The organism is Sedimentitalea sp., from assembly GCF_039973035.1.
GTDB lineage: Bacteria > Pseudomonadota > Alphaproteobacteria > Rhodobacterales > Rhodobacteraceae > Sedimentitalea.
Genome location: NZ_JBDWLR010000034.1, coordinates 1 through 21,782 on the forward strand (window position 1 = coordinate 1; position 21,782 = coordinate 21,782).

At 55.5% G+C, this 21,782-nt stretch carries 13 protein-coding genes and 3 pseudogenes; 5 read left to right on the forward strand and 11 right to left on the reverse strand.

What is annotated here, in order from left to right; genetic code table 11:
* The 7 genes and pseudogenes from ABJO75_RS07710 to ABJO75_RS07740 all read right to left on the reverse strand — a co-directional run.
* Positions 1-1,401, reverse strand: a pseudogene (locus tag ABJO75_RS07710) (hypothetical protein); the annotation flags it as partial.
* 253 nt (positions 1,402-1,654) lie between these two features.
* Positions 1,655-2,298: pseudogene (locus tag ABJO75_RS07715) on the reverse strand (IS6 family transposase).
* A 96-nt stretch (positions 2,299-2,394) separates the two neighbouring features.
* Entirely contained in the window at positions 2,395-3,717 is a 1,323-nt protein-coding gene (locus ABJO75_RS07720; RefSeq protein WP_348124445.1) for a carbohydrate porin, read from the reverse strand.
* Complete coding sequence (locus ABJO75_RS07725) at positions 3,714-4,406, reverse strand: hypothetical protein (RefSeq protein WP_348124447.1); 693 nt, start codon at positions 4,404-4,406, stop codon at positions 3,714-3,716. The genes ABJO75_RS07720 and ABJO75_RS07725 overlap by 4 nt, the downstream gene beginning before the upstream one ends.
* A gap of 41 nt (positions 4,407-4,447) precedes the next feature.
* The gene (locus ABJO75_RS07730) at positions 4,448-5,032 is read right to left on the reverse strand and encodes a hypothetical protein (protein WP_348124449.1); all 585 of its coding nucleotides are present in this window, start codon (positions 5,030-5,032) and stop codon (positions 4,448-4,450) included.
* A 17-nt stretch (positions 5,033-5,049) separates the two neighbouring features.
* Positions 5,050-6,636 (reverse strand): hypothetical protein, encoded by a 1,587-nt coding sequence (locus ABJO75_RS07735; protein ID WP_348124451.1) that lies wholly within the window; start codon positions 6,634-6,636, stop codon positions 5,050-5,052.
* Positions 6,637-6,741: 105 nt separating this feature from the next.
* The gene (locus tag ABJO75_RS07740) at positions 6,742-7,752 is read right to left on the reverse strand and encodes a helix-turn-helix domain-containing protein (protein WP_348124453.1); all 1,011 of its coding nucleotides are present in this window, start codon (positions 7,750-7,752) and stop codon (positions 6,742-6,744) included.
* Between the two features lie 795 nt (positions 7,753-8,547).
* Here ABJO75_RS07740 and ABJO75_RS07745 point away from each other — a divergent pair.
* Positions 8,548-11,205: a hypothetical protein gene (locus ABJO75_RS07745; RefSeq protein ID WP_348124455.1), complete on the forward strand. Its 2,658-nt coding sequence runs from the start codon at positions 8,548-8,550 to the stop codon at positions 11,203-11,205.
* 361 nt (positions 11,206-11,566) lie between these two features.
* On the opposite strand, the gene ABJO75_RS07750 is transcribed toward ABJO75_RS07745, so the two are convergent.
* From ABJO75_RS07750 to ABJO75_RS07760, 3 genes and pseudogenes are all read right to left on the reverse strand, one after another.
* Positions 11,567-13,558: a TRAP transporter fused permease subunit gene (locus tag ABJO75_RS07750; protein ID WP_348124457.1), complete on the reverse strand. Its 1,992-nt coding sequence runs from the start codon at positions 13,556-13,558 to the stop codon at positions 11,567-11,569.
* A 90-nt stretch (positions 13,559-13,648) separates the two neighbouring features.
* A complete protein-coding gene (locus tag ABJO75_RS07755) occupies positions 13,649-14,809 on the reverse strand; it encodes a TAXI family TRAP transporter solute-binding subunit (RefSeq protein ID WP_348124459.1) in 1,161 nt (386 codons plus the stop codon).
* A 157-nt stretch (positions 14,810-14,966) separates the two neighbouring features.
* Positions 14,967-15,296 (reverse strand): annotated as a pseudogene (locus tag ABJO75_RS07760) (DDE-type integrase/transposase/recombinase); the annotation flags it as partial.
* A gap of 249 nt (positions 15,297-15,545) precedes the next feature.
* Here ABJO75_RS07760 and ABJO75_RS07765 point away from each other — a divergent pair.
* Positions 15,546-15,755: a DUF1858 domain-containing protein gene (locus ABJO75_RS07765; protein ID WP_348124461.1), complete on the forward strand. Its 210-nt coding sequence runs from the start codon at positions 15,546-15,548 to the stop codon at positions 15,753-15,755.
* 6 nt (positions 15,756-15,761) lie between these two features.
* On the opposite strand, the gene ABJO75_RS07770 is transcribed toward ABJO75_RS07765, so the two are convergent.
* The gene (locus ABJO75_RS07770; protein WP_348124520.1) at positions 15,762-16,478 is read right to left on the reverse strand and encodes a Crp/Fnr family transcriptional regulator; all 717 of its coding nucleotides are present in this window, start codon (positions 16,476-16,478) and stop codon (positions 15,762-15,764) included.
* A gap of 158 nt (positions 16,479-16,636) precedes the next feature.
* Between ABJO75_RS07770 and ABJO75_RS07775 the strand changes: the two genes are divergently transcribed.
* From ABJO75_RS07775 to nosZ, 3 genes are all read left to right on the forward strand, one after another.
* Entirely contained in the window at positions 16,637-17,068 is a 432-nt protein-coding gene (locus tag ABJO75_RS07775) for a pseudoazurin (RefSeq protein WP_348124463.1), read from the forward strand.
* 561 nt (positions 17,069-17,629) lie between these two features.
* The gene (locus tag ABJO75_RS07780) at positions 17,630-19,831 is read left to right on the forward strand and encodes a 4Fe-4S binding protein (protein ID WP_348124465.1); all 2,202 of its coding nucleotides are present in this window, start codon (positions 17,630-17,632) and stop codon (positions 19,829-19,831) included.
* 11 nt (positions 19,832-19,842) lie between these two features.
* Positions 19,843-21,780: a TAT-dependent nitrous-oxide reductase gene (nosZ, locus tag ABJO75_RS07785; RefSeq protein ID WP_348124467.1), complete on the forward strand. Its 1,938-nt coding sequence runs from the start codon at positions 19,843-19,845 to the stop codon at positions 21,778-21,780.
* The last annotated feature ends 2 nt before the right edge of the window (positions 21,781-21,782 follow it).

The following is a 21,782-nucleotide window of genomic DNA, read 5'->3' on the forward strand; positions in this document are numbered from 1 at the left end:
GGTGCTGTCTTCTGAGCCATCCAGATCAGTGGCCGCAACCACGATCCCCAGATCCACAGTCACCCCGGACCCGTCGTCGCCATTGCCATCCTCAACACCCGAAACATCCGCAGGCGCGGACAGATCAACGTCAAGCTCAAAGCCAACCGCAATGTCGATCTCGCCCGCAGTAACGCCGCCTTCGTTGGTGCGTGCCGTCAACAGGGCCCTCAATGACGTGGCGGGGTTCTCGGTTGAAAAATCCGCAGGCAAGCGGATGATCAGCTCTTCGTATTCCGCCGACGTGCCGCTGAAGGTGAATTGACTGCTGACGGCCCCAAAACTCGTCCCGCCATCATATGAGACGAGCGTACCTGAAGGCAGCCCGATCTGTCCCGGCATTGTCAGCGTGACGGAGGTGACCTCTTCGGAGCCGTCCAAGTCGGTCGCGCGGGGGGTGAGGGCGTCTGCGGGCCGAAAATCGACGACACCGTCGGTTTCCACCAAGGCAAGCGTACCCGGCCCATCCATTGTAACGTCACCTTCGAACACCAAGCGTATTGGCAATGTCAAACTTGCGGTGGAACCAAAGTTCGAGACTGCGGAGACTGATCCGCTAAGTGGTCCGCTGTTGATGTCCGAACGGCTTGCTGTTGAGAAATCGGTGGGAAACGTGATCTGAAGGGCGTTGTAGGTGGCGTCGTCCCCAGTGAAGGTGAGCATCAGGGTGCCATCAGCCGCCGTCGCGAGCGTGCCATGCGTCACAGTGGTGCCGACGGGTAGCTGTTCGATCGTGACCGAAACCGATTCGATTGTTTCTCCACCGTCTTCGTAAACCTGAACCCGTGCAAAATCGGCGAGTTGAATGGTGACCGGACCATCGGTTTCGAATGCGATGGCCGGCGCGATCTGGACAACCGCAAGCCTTGATTCCGAGCCTTCCGCTCCTGCCCATTCCAATTCTCTGGGGACCACAAACGGATAATTTGTGGGCGGCAGGAGCGGGTTGAACGGCAGTCCGATCAGTGGATCGACATCCAGAATTGCTGTCTGTTCGCCGGACCCACCACCGCCCGCCGGTTCGATAGAAGATTGTGGCGTGTCGGAATCAATAAACTGGATTTGTTCGCGCGAGGGTTCGCCCGGAACAGGTTCAATCTCGTAGGTCCGGCCGCCAATATCGGTGATGACAATGATGGCCCCGTCTTCGAGTTGCACGATCAGCATGCCGTCGAGAAACATGACTGTGTCGTCAATGGCTTGGCCATCGAGAATCAAAGGTCCGTTGTCGGGGGCCGTGAAAATCGTCAGATCAGGCACGTCCTGGCCTGACAGCTCGGCCTGAATCCTCTGCCGCATCTCGTCTGCAGAAGGGATTGCGATCGCTTTCGATGGCTCGAGCGGTGTCTGATCTGTGGCCAAGGGGTATCTCCTAACGTGCTTAAGCAACGCTAACGCGCTACCGTAAGGAGAAAAAGGGGCTTTTGCCCGTTCAGCATTTGTTGGTGCAAATTCATGCATGCAAGATTGTCAGGAATGGTCTTGCGCATCAAACAGACAGCTGTGCGATGTCGCGTCTTGACGGTTGTGTCGCAAACTCGGCCGAAAGGCGAGATGGGGCTTCAGTCCGACACAATTATCCCGCGTACTCTGCGAGCTACTCGAAGCCGGACTTCTAAGATCGGTCGAATTGTCCTTTGCGCATCATGTGAGCGATTTCGATGCCTGCCGGAGTGGCTGAGGCTGAATGGAACGATTTGAAGGTCTGTATGAGCCGGGTAATCGTCTTTATGATACGGTGATCCTGCTCAATAATATGATTGAGATATTTCAACTGCAGGGCCTCGATCAACTTACACCAGTTGTGCATCACCAGCAGGCAATTCATGTTGAACAGACCAACCGGGTTTGAGTCGCTCTTGTCGATGACAACCTTGTTCGGCCAGCCGTTGCTGGCGATCACCTTAGGAAGTATCCGGTGGCTGCCGGCTCATCACGTCGTTCAGACAGCATGAAATCAAGCGTTCTGCCGCACTTGTCTTTCGCCCGATAGAAATATGCTCAGCGACCTTTAACCTTCACGCAGGTCTCATCCATCCGCCAGGATCGTCCGGTCGCCGACTTCCGAGCACGAGCCTCGCTGACAACGGTGAAAGAGTATTTCTCGACCCATCGATTGAGTGTTGCATGATTAACTACGACACCTCGCTAGGCCATGATCTCTCCGAGATCGCGGTACGAGACACCAAAGCGGACATAGAAGTAGACGGCGTATAGGATCACAAATTTCGGGTAATGCGCGCCTTTAAAACTGATCAAACGCCTGAATCTTGAATGTGATGTCGAATTGCTGCCCAAAGTACGCCACTGTCGAGAAATGCAACAGGGCTCCAAAAGTTTGCGACACTACCTTTCTCAGTATGTGATACGCGCACGCAAGCCGAATACCAGAGCGCTGTCCCGATTCGGATTGCCCGCCGGGTTGCGGACATATTGAACCGAGGGCGTGATCGCTAAATGTTCAACGAGTTGGAACCGATAAAACAACTCCGCGGTTGTTTGCTCTTGCAGCAGATCACTGGACGGGTCCCCCCACCCAACAGCCAATCCCAGAACGTCTTGGGCAGCGCGATGGCGCGTGTTCAAGCCCATCCCGAGCCCGGCAACTATATCTTTCTTGAAAACCGATGCGTTCCCGTCTGAGAGCCCTGCCAGAACGAAAGGATACCATTTCTCGTCAAAAAGCCGACTTGCCGCAAAGGTCACTCCCTTACTGGCGGGCGTGCCTTTCGCTACGAGCGCATCCTGATGCCAAACCTGTAGCCGCACCTGATCCCACCGCCAGCGATCCGGTGTTGTCGGATAGTACCGGAGCTCGACCGACTTGTAGAATTCCTTTTCGCCAATCGTATCAAACGGGTTTTCAGCGGTCTTGGCGTTGGCATCATGGATCCCCGCCACCATCACGAAATGTGGATTGAATTCATATCCAAAGCCAAAACCGATCCCGCGCCCTGGCGCAGGTTTGGACAGGCTGCTTTGCATGGCGGTGTTCTGAAACCCGCGCATCGAGGACGATAGCGCGAGAACGTTATACCACGAAATCGCGCTGATCTTGCCGACGATGAATTTCAGTTTTCCGCCCATTAACTCCTGTCGCCACGCCAGTTCCGTCAGTGCCGTCCCGAAATCGCTGAACCCCGTTCCGGTCGGCGCCACGCTGCCAAATTGATAGCCGAGCTGGCTTGGCGGAATACCGTTCTGGAGCAGATAGCGGTTTTCGATTCGAAACGTCAGCTTGCCAGGGTTTCGTCCACCTCGGTTGAGCAGTTCCCACGAGCCTTGAATCTGCCAGCGACCGCCAAAGGCATCCTGATACGGAACGTCCTGATTGGTGCGTTGAAAGAGAGTTTGATAGCTGAGTTGGAGCTTGAGACCAGTCCTCTCGTTCAGGCGCTTCTTCCAGTCGAACCACGGTTTGAAAAAGCCGTCAATCTTGGGGAAACTGAGCACACCCGGCACTGCGATGTCGTCAACTGACAGCTGTTCTGTAACGCCCTCGGGGCCTTCCAGCCCGCCGGTGTTCGTTTTGTAGCCCGCATAGGTGCTAGGTTGATTGGATGACTGTTGTGCTTGGGCCATGACTGGCAAGGTCAGTGCAGTCGCCAATAGTCCGACAAGCACGAGAGACCGACCCGGTTGCGAGCGGCAGCAGACTTGCACTGAGCGCTTCATCATCCGCCGGACGCCTCAAACGAATAATACTGGTGAAACTCATCCCCGACCATTTTTGAGGGGGTATCACCCTTTTGAATAATGACCAGATCCTTTTCGGGTGTTCGTGTCCGAAAGGCCCAACCATCGACAGGGGCGAGTTGATCTGCGAGATTTGCCGGATCGTGATCTTTGACCTTGGCGCCATAGGCGTTGAGAACATAGATATTACCGTCCGCATCAACCAGTTCAAAGATCGGTTGTCCGGCCCGAAACGTCAACTTTTGTTTCTTTTCAGTGATATATGGCGCGTAGGGATCGGCGCCGTCACCGGACCCAAGCGAGGCTATCGGCAGGGTCGCCGCATAGCGTGCATCAATACCACCAAAGCTCTTGGTTTCTCCCAGTCCGAGAGTCTGCTCATCCATGGCCCAGAATTTCGGACCGTTCAGTTGCGCCGCCCGAACGCCATGGTCTTTTGCGATGGTGTCGGTCTGAAGGCTGTCGAACAGGTCTGCCGGACAGCCTGCAGGTGATCCCGAGGTATTATAGATGACCACTTCGGTCTCGCTAATCAACAAGAACTCGCAAAACCGCATCCCGCGTGCGTCAGTCAACGTGACCGGTTCGGTTTTCTCCTCTGCAACAAGTACATTGGCCGCCACTGCCGATAGAGCAACGGCCGTGGCCGCGATTGCCAGAGCGTGTTTCATCACGTTTTCTCCTCTCATTGCATCATCGCGGGTCCTCAGGTTCAGCATTTGCCATCCGCACAGTTTGATTCAACGACTGCCCCACGCCAACCGACGACACCGGGTCCGCGCGCGCCGACGCCGACTCCGTGAAACCCGGCACCGACGCCACCACCGGGACCGAACGTGTCAATGAACAGAGCCACCGCACCTCCGGTTTCCGGAACCCCGCCGCCAAGAAGTTCGTAGCCATAGACCAGATCATCCCCTTCCAGCACGGGATCGCGCAGAACCAAGACACTGGCGTGGTTCTTTTGGTCGGCCTCGTCATAGACCGACAGGGTGGCATTGGGCGGGTTGCTCGCGAAACTGTCGTCGCCAGAGGCCCAGTGCTCAACAAATTTCGACGTGCCCACGTGCCCCGCCAGCCGGACAGGACGGTCACTGAAATAGACCGTCTGATCCGTGATGCCGATCAGGCGAAGGCTTTTCGTATCGGGATCTGCCCGCATCTCGCTGGCACCCTGCACGAAAAGCAAGTGAACATCCTGCTCGTCTGCTGCAATCGGCGGCGCGACCACTCCGACGCAGACGGCCAACGCGGCAGCGCCAAGACAGCCGAGGACCGAACGCTTATTGATAGTCATGAAGAAACCTTTCCAGTTCATTGAGGCTTGTCCCTTTGGGGCATGGGTTGCAGAGCGATCAATCCCTTGTCCCACATGTAGTAGAACCGCCCGCCATAGCCGGGCGACAGTAGCGTGTTGAAGTTCATTGCTTCGAAAAAGTCGGATTCCGCCAGCACCCGCCCGGTCGCGGCTTCAAGCCACAAGGCCTGCTGTTTGTACTGCGGGTTCGCGGTCTGGTTCAGCTGCTGTACGGTCGTGCCCGGTTCGGCCCGAGCAGTCCCTAGAACCCGCGCCTCGGGCGGTCCATACAACGCCTGAAGCGCGGTGGTCGCACCATCAATCGCCCAGACCGTCGAGAATGCGCCCGTCGCCTGGTCCAGTTTTACGGCGCCAATCTTCATCATGTTTTGATCCGCCGAGAAAAGCATGCTGTTGTCGCTGTCGACCGCCGCCTTTGGCGGTGCCCAGCTCATGCCCGTCGGAAGGTCGGTGCCAAAGGGGTAAACGCGAGTGATTGTCGATGAATCGTGCTGGCTGATCGCCACGATCGAAGACGCGGTCTTGGTCGTCGGCAAACCGTTCACCTGCACAACAATCCAGTCGCCAAGAATGCCCGGCGCGTCACCCGAAGTTTGCCCCGGTTCAAGATAGCTGTCGGTCAGCCAGTTTTCATCCCGCTTGAGCGTTTTCGACACAGGGTCCCAGATCACGCGGAAGAACGTTTTTATTGCCGGGGCATAGATCATGATCGTGTCATCAAATTCCGCGATTGAATGCGGCGTGACTGCATTTTCAGGCAGGCTGACGCTATCGTAGATTTCAAAGCTGTCCGGATTAATCGCATGGATCGTCGATCCCGGAGACGCCGCAGCACCGCCGGGGCATTGAAATGCCGCCAGCGTACCTTGGATATCGCAGGGCGTTGCACGGGTCTGGTTCTTGATGATCAGCGTTCCATCGGGCGCGATGGTCAGATGCTTGAAATTGCTGCCCTCGGCAGGCGCGTCAGCAGGCAGATCGATGTGTTTCAGAATACGCCCGGTGTCGCCGTCCAGCTTGACCAGATGATTGCCAAAGGCGATGGGAATGTTGCCGTCCGGCAGGATATTGAGGTTCGCCGCCCCCACCCAGGCACCCGACACGTTGCCGTTTTCCAGATAGGTACGCCAGATCTGCGTCCCGGTTGTCGCATCCAGCTTCGCTACGTAGGGACCCGGCGGGACCACCCCTTTGGCCGGTGGGTTGTTGCCGCCGGTGATGTACAATTCGCCCGGATATCTGTTGTTCGCGAACAAGACCCCCTGATATTCACCATCCAGTCGATAGGCATAAACATCGTTGGGACCATCCATCGCTCCAAGGAAGCTGGCACAGGTATATTGCTGGCTGCGCCGCGCGTCGCTGACCTCGGCACCATTGATGGACTTGAAGTAACCCGGAGTAGCGCGTTGCTGTGCGCAGTCCCATTCCGCCTGAATACGCGACAGATCGCCCGGCAAGGGGCCGTTGGCCGCTGCAAGGTTGGCCAAGCCATTACCTTCAGCCTCTGCCAGCGTCGCCGAAAAGGCCAACGCCGCCAGAAATGCACGATACCGCCAGTCGGCAAAGTAGCACATGAACATGGTGAATTTACTCCGGTTCTAAGACTGGAGTGAGATCATAAATGCGGTTCAACGCGATCTTTGTACTTTGCGCGCCAATACTTGACGCACCCAACCGGCGTTACATCAGTGCGTTCCTTCGCGGATCAATTGCGTCGGGGTCTGTCCGGTCAACCGTAGGACCGCCCGGCTCAGAGCCGACTGGGCCGTGTAACCGAGCCGATCGGCCAGATCCGGCAATGAAACGTCTTCCGCTCCGATGTGTTCCAACGCCAGTTGTCGTCGCACCCGATCCAATTCCTCACTGAAACTGGTCCCTTCCTGGGCAAGCCGCCGCTGCAACGTTCGCGTGCTGGTTCCGGCAGCTCGGGACAGGCGTTCGATCGTTGGTTCACCGCCATGCAGCATCGCGGCAATAACTGCTCGGACCGAGGCCTTCAGGCTCTGGTTCTCGGCCAGTGGAGGTACCTGTTGCGATGCCATTTGCGCAAGACGGTCTCGGGCCACTTTGCGAAACGGATTATGCGCCACACTTGTGTTGATCGCCACTGAAACCGCAGGGGTATTGGCTTCGTGAACTGGGCAGCCGAAAAACTCTTCCAGATATCGGGTGCCAAGCTGTGAATGACCGACCATGTTTATCTGCGACAGTAACGGCGGCTGCATTCCGGTAAACTTGCACAGTTGCTGGAGGAACGCGCACAGCAAAACCTGGACTGCATGTCGGTCATCAACATCGATTTTCATGTGCAGTATTTCAGTAATCGTAACCTGTGCCTCACCCTCTTCTATCAACATGGTTTCGTGGCTGGAATGAAGCGGAATCGAGTGGCAAATTCGGAACAGTGCTTCGGCCGGGGTACGCGCGCCCAAGGCCGCTTTCCCGATGAATCCAAGTTCGGCGATACTGGCTTCGGTGACGATGCTGGTACCAATCTGTGGACCCTGATCCCGGGCCAGAGCACCCAACAAACGGATTGCATTGAGCGCGGGCACTGGATCCAGCGGTGACAAAGCATACCAGTATCCAAGATCCACTTCCTCGAGAAGTGTGTTCGGATCAAAGCGGTTCATCTCCATCCATCGGACCAGCGGTAGTATGTTCGCCGCGCGGATCAGCGGTATAGTCTTGGTCATGTCTTCTCTGCCTAACGACTTGCGCGGGCTCCTAACCTACACCTGTCGCGGACGCCTTGAAAGGGTTTTGCCAAGCTAACTAACCTGGGTCGTCAACGGGAATTTGGCTGACGTCTGTTAATGGCATCGCCAGCTTGGTTGGGGCCTCGTGGCTGTCCAAACTTTTTCCATAAGCACTCCATCCACCATGCCCCGCCTAAAAGGTTACTGCTGCCCACGCGAGAACGTCGCCTATGCTATCGACCTCTGGAATACCTATGCAGTGGAAATGGCTGCTTGAGAACCCGGCGGTTCGTTCTTTTCGATCAGGCGAGAACCAGTTGGCAATGCCATAAGCGATGATCTTGCGAGGATAGCGAAAGCCCTCGAGGCGCGACGTACTGGTTGGGCTTTTCATCGCATCGCAATAGCTTCGTCATATCGGCAGCACAACTTGGCGAGCCCCACGCGGGGATTGAAGTCTCGCATATGATCCGGAAAGGTCAGTTTGCCGAGTTAGAGCAGTCACGCTGCGAACCGCGCGAACGAGAATACCGAAAAGACTTTTTTCGTCATATGACCCGGAATCTGGTAGGCTTTGGTATTACCGCTTTCCAAGTTGTGTCGACGCACCTCCTCGGCCCAGTGATGCCATCGGGAGCTGGTACATATTCAACGTCAATCCAGACCAGAATGCTCAAGTGTGGGTGGAATGGCAAAGCGGCCTAAGATGAAGCGTTTCTATCCGGGAAGAATCGGAAAGCTCCCTGATCTGCCGGGTACTCAATACAGCAACCAGAGCAAAGGTATTTCTCGATGAATCAGACAGTGCTGAATGCAACCCAGAAAGAATTTGTGGAAACCTATGTCCTGAACCCGGTCAACGACAAAGATGTGCCTGATCGTCCGGATACCGGATCAACCGAATTTGGTGTCAACCGTGCCGCATTGGCGACCGTAGAAGCCTTGGCAGCATCCTTTTCTCAGTGGAAGGAGCAACTGTCGAAATTGCCACCGAAAAAGCCCAATGACCAGTTTCGCGCCCTCGAACGTATGGGCCGCCAGATCACTTCAATGGCGGCTTTGGTCGATCGAGACCGGGATCTTATCCCGCCGGGAATGCTGTCGTCCTCGAACCGGAAACTTCAATCCATACGCCAAACGATAGAAGACGAAGTCCAGCGCATTCAGAGCGAAACCAACGAATTCGATATCAATGCCTCTTCTGTCGATACCGCAGTCGTCTTTGCGAAAGCCTACAGCAAATGGCAGGAGCGGTTGAAAAAGCTTGAAACCATGGAACCGCGCGATCGTTATCTCAACCTTAAATGGTTGGAACGCGACCTGGGGATTTATCAGAACATGGTTGATCGGGATCGCGCCAACATGCCCGGTGGCCTGTTGTCGACCGCCGATCGCAGGCTGGGCCGCATGAAAGAAGCCGTGAGTAACGGGGTCAAAGATCTGCAAAGCGAACTGACCAAAGAGGCCGAGATCCAGATAACCCGTGACTGGCCCGACGCGATAAAGCGGGCCAGCGCACTGACCGGCAAGGCGCTGCTGGAAAAACTTGAGAATCTCGAACATGACCGGGCCATGCTGGCAGCCGACATGAATGCCGTTGGCCTCTCACCCGATGCGGTACGGGAATTCTCCTTTCAGGATCTGCGCGATGCTTATGATAGGTCCATACCGCAATTCTCCGGAAAGATCGAGAAAGTCCCAGTCAAGAAACAGGAACTCCCTGAAATTCGCTACAATGACGAGGTTTGCAGAAAGATATTCGAAACATATCACAACAACTGGTTCGAACTGAAGAAGGTGTACAAGACCACGGAATTTCTCGAGACGATATCGAAGATTTTCGGAGAAAAGGAAACCGACGGCACCAATGCCATGTGGCAACTCTGGATGTTCCGCAAACGCACCGTGGACGGGCTGATGCGTAAGTTAGAGAAAAAATACGAACTCAAAGGCGAAGGCACCGGGTGGGTCGCCGTCGGATCGACCAATCTGGAATCGGATTATGACATCTCGGTCATGCAACATGGCGACAAGGCCGACGACCACGTGATCGTCAAAGATTTCAACGCGACCTTTCAATCCGATTTCAAGACGCAACCTGGCATGCTGTTTGACACCAACCTTTACGCCTCGGCCCCGGCCCGGCACAGCTTGCCGGAATTCCCTACGGATCCCGGCGACAAGGCGATGGCCGCGATGGGACGGTCAGGCCAGGACGTGGGTGCCCTGATGAAGCAGCGCCGTTTCATGACCTGGCAAGAATACGAAACGTTTACCCAGCACATCCTGGCCCAGATGAAAAAGGACGGAGCATCCTCCGAAGATATCGCGGCCACGCGAAACCAGTTGGAAGAAGCGGATGCGCGCTATCAGATGGCGCAGCACGACATTCTGATTAAAACCCGCGACATGCTGACCGAAAAGAAGACCCGGGGCGAGGATGAAGAGGCAGCGCTGACGATGGTCAATGACGCGCTCCGGGCGGCCGATCAGGGTATTGATGCCGCGTCTATGAAGAAACTCCTGAATGCCGCCCACGCCTTGGAAGGGCACATGTTCGAAAAAGTCCTTCTGGAAGTGAACAACGAAATCTACGTCAACGCGACAGAAGAAGTTCGAATGCTGCAGTCGGAAATCGACGAGTTGCGGGCCGCACTGGGCGAACCGCCCGATCCCAAGGTTCAGGAAGAACTGAACGGCAAGATCGCCCGGGCAAAGGACCTGTTTGCTGACGCGGTATTCTTTGCCAACGAGGCCTACCACGCCGAAGGGCCATTCAAGCACATCGTGGAGGCCACTCAGGCGGTGGAAAGCGAGATGAAGAAAAAACATCCGAATTGGAATGAAATGCCAGAGGGCGAATTCGACAAAATCGTCAAAGAAGAACGCAAGAAACGTCGCGACGGGTTGAGCCTGCATTCCTGCCTTCAGTCCTACAATGAACAGCTTGGCGATCTGATCAAGGATCTCAAACATTATGCCGACGAGGATCTGCCCGGATCGGGGTTTTATAGATGTTCGAAATACATGGATCGGCTGTTCGATGCGGCGATTCTGCTGGACCAGAAATCAAAAGAGGCGACGCCAACCGCAATAGCCTTTGACGCCAAGGTACCTGGCATTTCGACGTCGGTTTCCTCTTTGAAAAGCGAAACAGCGGACGGGCTTCTGGCGTTGCGTAAGGGTGCGATCAAGATCAATGTAGAAGATCAGGGTGACCCCGCAAAAACGGCAAGGCTTCAAGCCAAACAGATGCAGGCCTTTGCGATCAAGGAAGTTCGGGACATGTTCGGTGTTTCCTCGCTGGCCCAGCTTTCGGCGCTGTTCAAATCCTACGGCGTTCAGGTCAACGCCCAGTTGCGCAAAGCCGTCGCCGAGGAAATGAAGATGCTGAAATCCGGCAGTGCGGCGTTTTTCGAACCGGTGCCGAAACGCTCCGGCGGTACATGACGGAAATGTCAAAGTAGCGGGTTGTCGCTTTATCGCCGAATGGTCGGGGAAGTGTCTCAAAGGCGAACGTAGAAACACGCGGCGTATAGAACCACGGATTTCGGGTGCTGCGCGCCCTTGCACCTTACCAACGCTTCAATCCTGGCTTGGACTCGGGGAAGTGCGGAATGTGGCTCGGCACACCTGGTAACGCAACTGAAATCAAAGACTCTGCGAAACTACCCTGCTACCCATCCACCAATCCTAAGGACAACGCCTAAATTCGCTTGGCAAACAGACCCACACTCAAACAAACCTACGATAGAATTGCCCGTGCACTAACCTTGCGGTACCCGTTACGACGCTGCCGAAGCCGTTGGTTTCACTGCACTCCCCTTGGCATTTGTCCCGCGTGCCAAGCAACTACGAGCGGTGGCAACGCGATTGCAAGACCCACAAAGGTCAACGCAGCGTGGCCAAGCCCGAGAATCCCACCAATTGGTGCGGCAACGAGCAAGCCGGCAAAGAACAACGTCAGCCGCATCAACGTGCTGAAGCTACTTGAGTTCAGGGGGCCGACGAAGCTGACATACCCCTGCAACGCGGCCGAAAGGAACCAAACACCGATCAGCGCGCAAACCAATACAATCGCGACCTGCATCGGTGGGCCCTGGCCGATCAACGCCGGATTGAGAACGAAGAAGAACGGGATCACATAGATCACACCACCCAGTTTCATCGCTTCAAACCCGGTCCTGAACGCATTGGCACCAGCCATAGAGGCGGCGGCGAACGCGCCCAAGGCAACGGGTGGCGTAATAAAGCTTACCATGCCCCAATAAAGGATGAAGAGATGCACAGCGAGCTCGTTCAGGCCCGCCTGCACAAGCGCCGGCGCAAGGACGACAGCCAGGAAGATGTAACAGGCCGTCACCGTCATTCCCATGCCGAAGATAAAGGAGGTTACAGCGCCCATGATCAGGAGCATCGGTAGTGAGTTGCCAGCCATATGCACCAACTCATTGGCCAGCGGCCCCGTCAGACCTGTCGCTTGAAACGCACCTACGATCATACCGATGCCGAGCAAGACCGCGACAAGCTCGGACAATGTGCGCCCGACAGAGACAATGATGTTTAAGAACCCCTGCCAAGAAACGCGGTCCTTCTTGTTGAACTGATTGACCAGAAGCAACAGGGTGACAGCATAAAACGGTGCGGTTTTCTCCCAACGAAAGACCACCATCAGGAAAATCAACAGCGCAAAAACGGCGATATAGAGCCAGCCCTGGCGCAGCGTCTGCAGGATGGCAGGCCTGTCGACTTTAGGCAGCCCCTTGAGGCCACGCCGCGCGGAATAGGCGTCGATCTGCACGAACAGGCCGAAGAAATAGAGCAGCGACGGGATCGCAGCCGCCAGCATGATCTCGACGTATGGGCGACTGAGCCATGAGGCGATGACAAAGGCCGTGGCCCCCATGATCGGCGGCATCAAGACCCCACCCGTCGAGGCGCAGGCCTCAGTTGCCGCAGCATAACGGGCCGAGAAACCTGTCTTTTTCATCGCGGGAATGGAGACTGCGCCGGTTGTCAGCACGTTGGATATAACGGAACCCGACATCGATCCCATAAAGCCCGATGCAAAGATCGAAACCTTGGCGGCCCCACCACGATAGCCGCCGACAAGGGCCATCGCGAGGTTGTTGAAAAACCTGCCCCCACCGGTGAACTGCAGGACCGCACCAAAAAGGATAAAGCCGATCACAAGGTTGCCGAACGCCCGCATCGGGATACCGAACGACGCCTCTGACGAGATCATGAAGTAGGGGATCACGTCGGTGAAGGGTTGGGTGAAGCCGTTGAGGGGATCAGGCACATGTTCGGCAAACGTCGGGTAGAGCGAAAACACAAACACAATGCTGAACAGCACGAGACCACCCGCGCGACGCGTTCCTTCGAGGATCAGTACATAGAGGGCTATTGAGGCCCAAACGGCCTTAGGGGGTGCTGCGTATTCCCACCCGCCATCAAGGCTGTCTCCGGCGGTGACCACAAAGAAACCGGTGATCAGAATTGTCGCCACGGCCAGCAGCCAGTCATACCACGGCACAAGCGATGATGGCGGACCCCAAGCGCGGAAAGTCACGAAGGTGAGGCTTAGGAAAAGTCCCGCGAGAACATAAAGATACATGCCTTCCAGCAGAGAGTACCCGCCAATCCGCAAATTAAAGAGCTGGTTAACGGCAATGGCGATAGCGAACAAAGTGAACAGAATGATCACCCAACGTGCTGGGCCAGAAAAAGTCATCCGCTCTACGACGCGTTCAGCTTCGATTGCTGAACTGCCACGATCGGTCGCGCCACTTTTCTCTGTCATTGCTGTCTCGTTGAGGTTGGCCCGAAACCAACTCGGGCAATAGGTCTCAGGCGGGCCCGAAGACCCGCCGATCAGTAGGTGTGAACCGGATCAGAAAACGACGGCAAAACCACCAGCTTCAAGAGCTTCGCGGCGCTTGGCATCCCATGCCTCTTCCCAATTGTCGGGCGCTTCGGCCTTTAGCTCGTCCCAAGCGGCCATCAGTGCTGCCTGGCGTGCGATCAGATTGTCATTGTGCGCCTGTGCTTCGTCGCTCCATACACCGGCTTCCTTGTAATACCGGATCGCGCCTTCGTGGTATGGGGCCACCCACATGAAGTTCTGCTTGTCACGCGCCCACCCATTGATGCCCGGGGCGTTGCCCTTGTAGCTGTCAAAAAACACGTCCATTGCCTTGGTCATGTTGTACGTCAGGTCGGCGTCTTGCACAGCATAGGTCATCAGGACCGGATAGGCGTAGCCCGCAGTCGCGACGCCGTCTGTGTCGTCGATGTTGGCGCCGACTGTGGCTGTCATTGGCACAAAGAATGGCGCGATCGCTTGCATCCGTGCCACGCCTTCGGCGTCATCTGCATCAACCGGTGGCCAGTAAACACCGCGTGGGCCAGAGGCCGCTTCATAAGCGCGGCCAGAGTTGGTCGAGGCAAACGCCGCATCAACACTGCCGTCGATCATGCCAGCCCAGCTGTCACCAAAGCCGCCGAATTCGACTTTTTCAACATCGTCCCATGTTAGGCCACCATAAGCGAGATAGGCGCCGTTGTTCACGTTGAGCGCCGGCGCACCCTTTACCCAAGCGACACGCATGCCCTTGAGGTCAGCATAGGTGAAGCCATCGCAACCTGACTTGCCGGCCTTTTCACAGGCTTCAGCCGCGACAGCCAGTGTCAGCCCGACAGCGCCGCCATTGTTGGCTGCTAGCACACGTACAGGCTGTGGACCCCAATTTTCCGCTCCGAACTGAAACACGCCTTCTTGGGCCATGAAAGACCCGCCAACACCGTTGGCCGAGAACTGCACTTTGCCTTGGCGCACGGGTTCGGTGCGGGCGATGTCGTTCTTGCCGGGCAAAACGCGCAGGTTAACGCCGTTTGCTTCCTGCAAAGCCGCACCGATAGCGACTGATTGGTTGTATCCCGCCGATCCGGTGCCGTAGGCCGTCCAAGTCAGCTGCTTGGGCAGCTCAACGTCCTGGGCGATCAACGGGCCCGCGGCGAGACAGACAGTTATCGCCATTGATAATGTACGCATCAAATTTCCTCCCTAGGTGATCGAAGGATTTGCTGTTTGAGCAAAGCCGACATCAGGTTGAAAGTGAACAGTAGCCAGCAAGGTGTGTCAATTCAGGGCAGTTGTGTGTGCACGTTGTGTTTTGCGGAAAACCTTTGGTAAAACCCCTCCGCTGCTCGGCGTTTCGTCGCGTTAGCGCGAGAAGATCGAGGACGTCCCCATTCGCGTCGATGGTGCGCCAAACTCAGTGTTTCTTGCCTCGAATTGGGAAAACGACCTCGTCAAGGTCCCATTTGTTGTTGGGACGAAGGCGATCGCGCCGGATGTAATCTGCGAAATGCGGGCCAAGTTATTTGTCCCACAACCGGATCGCTTCCCGGCTGACAATCACGCCCCGTTCAACCAGCAAGTCTTCGACGTCGGCGCTGCTCATAGCGAAGTGGTAGTAAGCCCAAACAGCGTACACGAGGATTTCGCGAGGGAGCCAGAAGCCTTGCAGGCGCAACATACTGGGTTGGTTGTTCCTGATGGCGAAATGGTCTGATCATACCAGCGAAACAACTTGGCAATGTCCTTTGAACGTATCTGACTGAGGCATTGAGGAGGTCGCTCCCCTCTTGATTGACATGCTTCAGACAGTCCTTCGCGAGGAGCGAACGCTTGAAACTACATTACTGATAAAAGCTGCGTTCGAGTTTGTGCCAACGCAACGTTTGGGCGACATTCCGGTCTAAGCTCAACGCATCAGGAGAGGCCCATGCGACACCCCGGACTGGACGACCCCGATTTGCCGTTCGCTGAGCTGATAGAGCGTTGGCCGGATACGGTACCGGTGTTTCTACGTCATAAGATGCTCTGCGTCGGCTGCTTGATCAGCCCGTTCCATACGATTGTGGACGCCTGTGCGGAATACAATCTTAGCGAAAGCGATTTTTTTGCAGAACTGCGAGAAGCTACAAGCGCCTGAAGCGCGCTATGCTTGACTAATCTCCACCAACGCGTGCGGGTCGGTTACTTTTATGCGCTTGCGTTTGCTCTGAACCAAGCCGCGATTTTCCCAAGAACTGAGCAAGCGGCTTACAGTATGCAGTGTAGTCCCGGTCAGTTCGGATAGGTCTTGTCGCGTGATCGGGAAATTGATTTCAATCCCATCCGGTGCCTTTCGTCCCGTCTGATTGACCAAGTGCAAAAGCGCATTCGCCACGCGTTGTTCAACGTGCTGGGTCGCCATCTCGACAATCCGATTGTGCATTTCACCCATCCGGGTGCCGACGGTTTTGTAGGTTTCAGTTGCAAAGCCCTCATAGTCCGACGAGAACGTATCCCAAAGGTGCGTGGGCCAACTCAGGACGATGGACTCTGTCGCGGTCAGGGCTGTAGCGGGGTAGGTATCACGGCCGAAGGCCCTGGCGATGCCCAAGAGTTGCCCGGCGGGAATATGAAGCGCCGTAACCTGTTCACCGGTGGCAGTAATGCGGACCGCCCGGACATATCCATCAAGCAACATGAAAAAGCGTTCCGCAGGGGCACCTTCATCGAAGATCGCAACGCCTTCCTCGAAGCGGCGCGACGTTGCCTGGTCGAGAATTTTGCGGATGTCGCGCCGGTCCAGTTTGGACAACGGCGGCAAATGCGTCAACAGGCTCTCGTCCAGCCGCGGTAGCGTTTTGCGTGGCGATATCTCGTTCATACCAAGCGTTGTGCCACGATAACTGGAGTAAACGCCACCGATTTTCAGTCTTCCGTCGACATGCAAGAACCGCAAGGGAGTTTGTCCTAGCACAACGTTCCATAGCGCCATTTCGCTAGGTCTAGGTCAACGAACCACACGATTTGAAAGGAAATATCATGATTCGCACTGTGGTGACTGGTTTCGCGCTCGCAGCTCTCATGGGTGGCGCAGTTCTTGCCGAAACGTTCGAAGTAAAAATGCTGAACAAGGGTGAGAGCGGCACAATGGTTTTTGAGCCAGCCTCGCTGCGCATCGCAGCGGGTGACCTCGTCAAATTTATTCCGGCTGACAAAGGTCATAACGCTGAGTCTGTCAAGGGCATGATCCCGAGCGGAGCGACATCCTTTGCAGGAAAGATCAACGAAGAGTTCGACATTACATTAACAGAGCCCGGACTCTATGGCGTCAAATGCAAGCCGCACTGGGGCATGGGCATGGTGATGGTCATCGCGGTCGGTGATGAAGCTGCCGACGCTGACAGTTTCCTCGCGGGAAAGATGCCCAAAAAAGCCAAAGCTCGATTTGAAGAGAGTTTGAGCGGTCTATGAGCGCGAAGGAGTGGATTACTGGGCAATACTCACCTTTGAAAAACAAAATCTTTCGCTTCGTTCTTGTGTTTGGTCAAGTCGCTTCGATTGGTTCTGCGTTAGTAGCGTCTCCATGAGAAACGCATTCACCATTGTTCTCAGCCTTTTTTTGTCGCTGTCGGTGGCAATGTACGGCACTGTCAGTATGGCACAGGTCGGAGGTGGCGCAGTCTTCTCCATGAAAATTTGCGCGGATGGTGTTGAAGCGACCCTGTCGTTCGATGCCGATGGGAACCCTGTTGAGCCAGCGCAAAACTGCCCCGATTGCCTGAGATGCTGTCAAAGCGTCGGTGCTTCAAGCCCTCCAACGTGGTCGTCCTTTCCGTCCTTGGTCCGTTTGGACATGGAGGTGGTGCACTCCGTTGCTCAAAACCCGATCATCAACAAACGAAACCACTACCCCGCGCCGCGTGGCCCTCCGGTTGTGCAGTCTTCTACGCCTCGGCTGATCACATTTGATTGTTCAGCAGGCGGCCGAATGATGCGCAGCGATGGGCGATCTTTGCTTAAGGACGCCAACGCATGAAGATCCTACTATCCCTCCTTAAATTTATGGCGATGCTTGCGGCGCTGCTCTTGTCCGGGCTTCCTGTTGCAGCCGATACAGTACTTTCAAAACTGTTGCCGGATCTCACTGCTTCCGAACTGGGCGACGGGGCCGACTCCTTTGGTGATATTCATCCCGATATTCCCGTTGTTCAGGTTCTAAAGGCCGGAAATGGGATAGGCTGGGCTTACGTCACGTCGGACTTTGTTTCGACCACCGGGTATTCCGGCAAACCGATCCACACAATGGTGGCAATTGATGACGCCGCTCAAGTCATTGGCGTGGAACTCGTCAAGCACTCCGAACCGATTGTGTTGATTGGCATTCCAGACTCCAAGGTAAAGGCTTTGGTGGCGAATTACCGTGGTCTTGATCTGGTGGCGGAAGCGGAGTCGGGCGGCACGGCCCACCAGCTTGATATCATTTCAGGCGCGACCGTGACGATCATGGTGATCGATGATTCAATTGTGCGCGCCGGTCTTAAAGTTGCCCGCCAACTTGGATTGGGGGGCCTCGTGGTTGACGAACCAAGCGCAGGTCCGCAATTCGAGATTAACCCTGACGCAGAAGCAGCGCCGGACTGGATGACGTTGGAAGGCAATGGCACGTTGCGCCGTCTCTCGCTGGATGTGGGTCAGATCAATGCCGCATTCGCCGCAATGGAAGACGAACGTGCAGGCAAACGCGTCCTGACCGAAGCACCCGAAACAACATTCATTGAGATGCAAGTAGCACTCGTTTCGCAGCCCGCGATTGGGCGCACAATTTTGGGGGATGAGGTTGCGGCAAATGTGCAAGATTGGCTGGAAGAGGGCGATCATGCGGTCGCGATTATGGGCCGCGGCCTCTATTCTTTTAAGGGCTCTGGTTATGTGCGCGGCGGTATTTTTGATCGAATATTCCTAATTCAGGATGATGTATCGGTCCGCTTCCGAGATCGGATGCACAAACGTATAAACACTATTGCCGCCGATGGCGCGCCCGTGTTTGCAGAAGCGGATCTGTTCAAAATTCCAGCTGACAGCGGTTTTGACCCAACCAAACCGTTCCGCATACAACTCTTGGTGCAGCGCGAAGTCGGGGCGATCGAGAAGGTTTTTACGACTTTCGATCTGGGCTACCAATTGCCGCAAAAGTACATCCGCTCCATCGCACCGCTGCCCGCGCCGGAGATTCCAGACAGCGTCGTGGTTGTTACATCTCAGACCGAGCTGGATGCACAGCAGGCACTATGGAAACGGATTTGGCTGGACAAGAAGATCGAGATTCTTGTCCTGGGCGTCATGCTGACTGTCCTCACAGGAGTGTTCTTTTTCCAGACTTTTGCGGTCCGTAACGAGCGCGCATTCTACTGGTTCCGCATCGGGTTCTTGACGGTAACGCTTGTTTATCTGGGTTGGATTTCCAATGCGCAGCTGTCGGTGGTGAACCTGATGGCCCTCTTTGGCTCGCTTGTTTCCGGCTTCAGCTGGCAGGCATTTCTACTGGATCCGCTGACCTTTATCCTGTGGTTCTCGGTGGCGGCTGCGCTGTTGTTCTGGGGTCGGGGCGCTTATTGCGGTTGGCTTTGCCCTTTCGGTGCGCTTCAAGAATTGCTCAACCAGGTGGCGCGCAAATTGCGCATTCCACAATGGACCTTGCCGTGGGGCCTGCACGAACGTCTGTGGCCCCTCAAGTATATGATTTTCCTTGGTCTATTTGGTGTCTCGTTGACCAGCATCGAACAGGCCGAACGGTTGGCGGAGGTTGAACCGTTCAAGACGGCGATCATCCTGAACTTTGTACGCGCATGGCCATTCGTGGCTTATCTTGCTGCTCTGCTGATCGCTGGGCTATTCGTCGAGCGGTTCTTTTGCCGCTATCTATGCCCCTTGGGCGCGGCACTCGCCATCCCGGCACGCTTGCGGATGTTCGACTGGCTCAAGCGGTACAAGGAATGTGGCAGCCCGTGCCAGACCTGCGCCCATCAATGCCCCGTCCAAGCAATTCATCCGACGGGTGAGATCAACCCGAACGAATGCATCAACTGTCTGCATTGTCAGGTGCTCTACCAATCAGAAACAACCTGTCCCGTCGTCATCAAAAAAATGAAGCGGCGAGCAAAAGACAGTGCTGGTCCAGACCTTGAGCGGTTTGTCGGGCACCCCAATCAAAAGCTCAAAATCCCAACAACATGAAAGGATACGACATGTCAGAGGATAACAAACTACCAATCTCTCGCAGGGCCCTTCTGGGTGCCACGGCAGGCGGTGCCGCCCTTGCCGGTACATGGGGCGGTCGTGCCATGCTCACTGGTGGCGCGGTGGCAGGGGCAACACTTGCAACAACCACAAGCGCCAGGGCAGCCGCAGGTGCTGAAGTTGGCCCCGGTCAGCTTGATGAATTCTACGGCTTTTGGTCTTCGGGCCAGTGCGGCGAGATGCGTATCCTTGGCGTCCCGTCCATGCGTGAATTAATGCGCGTTCCTGTTTTCAACACCTGTTCCGCAACGGGGTGGGGCATCACAAATGAATCCAAGAAAATCTTGACCGAGGGGCTGTTGCCCAAGACCAAAGCCTACCTTGCCGCCAACGGTCTTGAATTCCCGCCGAACGGCGATTTGCACCACCCTCATATGTCCTTCACAGAAGGCAAATATGATGGCCGCTTCATGTTCATGAACGACAAGGCCAACACGCGTGTCGCGCGCGTGCGCTGTGATGTGATGAAATGCGACAAGATTATCGAGATTCCCAACGCCAAAGCAATTCATGGCCTTCGTCCGCAAAAGTGGCCCCGCACTGATTATGTATTCTGTAATGGTGAAGACGAAGTGCCGATGGTCAACGATGGTCAAATTCTGGATGAGCCGGAGAAGTATGTGAACTTCTACACGGCTGTGAATGCCGACGAGATGACAGTGGCATGGCAGGTGATGGTGTCGGGTAACCTCGATAACACTGACTGTGACTATGAGGGCAAATACGCCTTCTCGACCTCATATAATTCGGAAATGGGGATGACCCTTGCCGACATGACCGAAGCCGACATGGACCACGTTGTCGTGTTCAACATCAAAGAGATCGAAGCTGGCATCGCCGCGGGTGATTTCATCGAGTTGAACGGCGTCAAGGTTCTGGACGGACGCAAGGGGACAACAAACAAGTATACCCGCTATATCCCGATCCCGAACAACCCGCACGGTTGCAACATGGCACCAGACAAGATTCATCTGTGCATTGCAGGTAAATTGTCGCCGACCGTATCGGTCATCGACGTGCGCAAACTGGACGCGGTGTTCAACGACGATGCCGATCCGCGCAGTGTTGTGGTTGCAGAACCCGAATTGGGACTTGGGCCGCTTCACACTTGTTTTGATGGTAAGGGCGACGCCTACACAACACTGTTCCTCGATAGTCAGGTGGTCAAATGGAACATTGAGGACGCGATCAAGCTTTATAATGGCGAAGAGGTCGATCCTATCCGGACCAAAAAAGACGTGCATTACCAGCCCGGACACAACTCGACTGTTATGGGCGAAACACTGGACGCATCGGACAAATATTATCTGACGATGAACAAGTTTTCAAAAGACCGGTTCCTTAATGTTGGTCCTCTCAAACCTGAAAACGAGCAGCTGTTCGCGATTGATGGTGACGAGATGACGTTGATCCACGACGGCCCGACGTTTGCGGAACCGCACGATTCAATCATCGTCGCCCCTTCGAAGCTAAATCCTAAATCAGTCTGGGATCGCAATGATCCGATGTGGGCGGATGCCCGCACGCAGGCTGAAGCAGACGGTATTGATCTGGACGATTGGCAGGACACCGTCATTCGCGACGGCAACAAAGTGCGTGTCTATATGTCCAGCAACGCACCAAGTTTCTCGCTTGAGACATTCACAGTGCAGCAAGATGACGAGGTGACAGTTTATGTAACCAACCTTGATGACATTGACGATCTGACCCACGGTTTCACCATGGGCAACCACGGTGTCGCAATGGAGGTCGGGCCACAGGCGACATCGTCTGTCACCTTCGTGGCAGCGCAGCCGGGTGTCTACTGGTACTATTGTCAATGGTTCTGCCATGCGCTCCACATGGAGATGCGCGGCCGGATGTTTGTCGAGCCAAGGGCGAGCTGACG